Below are 2,490 nucleotides of genomic sequence, written 5' to 3'. Positions count from 1 at the left end.
TGGGATTTTTTTGGCCGCTACTAGAGATACCCCAGTCTTTAAAGGCTGTGAAAAGTCCTTTTTTGGGGGGTGAGCTGTAGAGATTCTTTAAAGAATTAGAGCGATCGGGGGTTTGTGCATTTAATTTTTTCGGCGCGTTGGGTGTTTTTGGGTTGGGCAAACCTGTTTTGGGCAGGAGCCTCGATGTCTGCAGCTGCATATTGGGGGGAGTTAATTTTTATTGTTGGCGATTTTTTGCCAATAGGCGGTGATGTTTTTGACGCTAGTTTCGTAGTTATATTTTGTCCAGATATGCTGATAGGCATTGGCGCCTATGCGGTGAGCGAGATTTTCATCATTGAGCAGGACAAGGGTCTTCTCAACAAATTTTTTGGTTTTATTGACAGGGAAAAGGAAGCCAGTCTCTCCTTCAATAATGATTTCCTTGGTGCCGGTAGTGGCCGAGGCAACAGATGGTTTGCCGCTGGCCCCAGCTTCCAAGAGCACTTTGCCAAAGCTCTCGTGTCGTGACGGCAGAACAAAAATATCAGCAGCGTGAAAATAATTGAGTAATTGGGTGTAGTTTATTTGCCCCAAAAGTTTGACGGAAGGATCCAGGGCCATTGATTTTATTTGTTGAGTAATTTTATTTTTTTCCGGTCCGTCGCCGATCAATAACAAGACAACATTTGGGTAATTATTGATTATTTTTTTGAAACAAGACACAAGAAAAGGGAGATTTTTTTCTGGGGTCATCCGGCCAGTCCAGAGAATAATTTTTTTGTCAGGATATACCTGTCTGATACTTGATGCCGTCTGCAAATCAGGAGTTTTGAAGTGCTCCAGATTTACCGGCGTAGGCAGGACCTTAATGGGTATTTTTTTAAATCCGGACTGGATTATTTTTTTCTTTATGCCGCCAGAGACCGTGCGAAGGGCGTCAGCTTTTTTCACAACAATTTTGCTTAAAGCAAGTAGGGGGAGCCGCCAGATTTTTTCCCAGAGCCAATAGTGATTTTTCCAAAAATCGCCATGAAAATCAACAAGAAGTCGGGCGTTATATTTTTTCTTTAGGAGATAGCCTGTGAGGCCTGTCAGAAATGGATCTTGGCAGACTATCAAATCGTATTTGTCCAGAGAAAACAATTCTTTGGCCAGAGCAACAGCGTTTTTTATAAAAAACAAAAAAGAGTATGAATTGGTGGGATAGGCAGAGACATTTGGTGACAAGGCGGAAGGCTGGTAGTTTTTGTTTTTTGTGAAAACTAAAATAGACAATTTTTCTACAAAATTGCCATAAGCGCGATGTCTGGTAACAGCATCGCCGGTACTGGTATTTTCTCCCAAAAGAGCCAGGTCAGTGGAAATCATTAACACCTTCATAGTGTAGAGGACTCTTTTATTTTTTTGACTAGTTCAGCGATACTATAATCAATTTTGGCCAAGTAATCTTTGGCACCGAGATCTAGGCCCTTGGTGCGGCTGGGTTCATCAGAGAGATTGGAAATAATAATAACCGGAATATTTTTGGTTATTTTGTTGCTTTTTATTTTTTTTAGAAGCGTCCAGCCATCAATTTTTGGGAGGATAATATCCATCACTATCAAGTCAGGTTTTTCTTTGAGAATAAGGGAAAGAGCGACTTCGCCATCGGCAGCAGTCATGGTTTTAAAACCCTCAACACTCAATTGGGACTGCAGGGCATAAAGCAGGGCTGTTTCGTCCTCAATAATGAGAATTTTTTTGTTCATAAGGTTTGGGATATCATTGGTATGATTGTAATATATCATTTTTTGGTTAAAAAATAAAATATGCTATAATAAATTAAGTTATGCCAGATGAAAAGAATTTAAAGATAGAAGAAGCTGGTTTGCCATCGCCAGATCGCCTGTCGTCTGAGGTGGACAAGCCAAAATTTTGGGAAAACCCATCTTTTTTGTTTGTGTGCATGGGTATTTTGACTATGACAGCGATGATTGGTACTTATTTTGTAGCTCAAGAGTACAATGATCCGATTATTGTGATTGGCAGTGTATCTTTGGTGGCGGGGATCACGATACTTGTCGGCGGTATGGCCATAAAAACAGTCGAGCAGCTCTCGGCGGCCAATCAGATGAAGACAGAGTTTGTTTCCATCGCTTCACACCAGCTTCGGACCCCCTTGTCTATTATTAAGTGGTATACAGAGTTTTTGTCCAAGCCGGAAAAGCAGGCCAATCTGACAGCCGAGCAAATAAGCCACCTCAGGATAATCAGCGATTCAAACCAGCGGATGATTCGTTTGGTAAATGATTTGTTGGATATCTCCAGAGTAGAGAGCGGCCGGATACAGATACATCCGGAAAAAACTAATTTGGTGGAGTTGACTGGCAATATTATAAGAGAAAATCAGCCTTTGGCTGACAAGAAAAATATTAAGGTTAGCCTGAGGAATGAGAGCGAGGTGCCACTTCTTTTTGTTGACCCAAAAAGGATCAGCATGGTGATAGAGAATCTTTTGACCAATGCTGT

General features: G+C 41.3%; 3 protein-coding genes. 1 reads left to right on the top strand and 2 read right to left on the bottom strand.

What is annotated here, in order from left to right; translation table 11 throughout:
* Window positions 1-210: 210 nt before the first annotated feature.
* Complete coding sequence (locus GYA54_02295; GenBank protein NMC51537.1) at window positions 211-1,362, bottom strand: glycosyltransferase family 4 protein; 1,152 nt, start codon at window positions 1,360-1,362, stop codon at window positions 211-213.
* On the bottom strand, window positions 1,359-1,730 hold the full coding sequence (locus tag GYA54_02290; GenBank protein NMC51536.1) for a response regulator transcription factor: 372 nt from the start codon (window positions 1,728-1,730) through the stop codon (window positions 1,359-1,361). Before GYA54_02290 ends, GYA54_02295 begins: the two co-directional genes overlap by 4 nt.
* 80 nt (window positions 1,731-1,810) lie before the next feature.
* On the opposite strand from GYA54_02290, the gene GYA54_02285 reads away from it, so the two are divergent.
* On the top strand, window positions 1,811-2,490 hold a 680-nt coding region (locus GYA54_02285; protein NMC51535.1), incomplete at its 3' end, for a HAMP domain-containing histidine kinase.

It is taken from the genome of Candidatus Kuenenbacteria bacterium (genome assembly GCA_012797775.1).
GTDB lineage: Bacteria > Patescibacteriota > Patescibacteriia > UBA2196 > GWA2-42-15 > JAAZMX01.
This window is presented reverse-complemented; position numbering and strand designations above follow the sequence as displayed.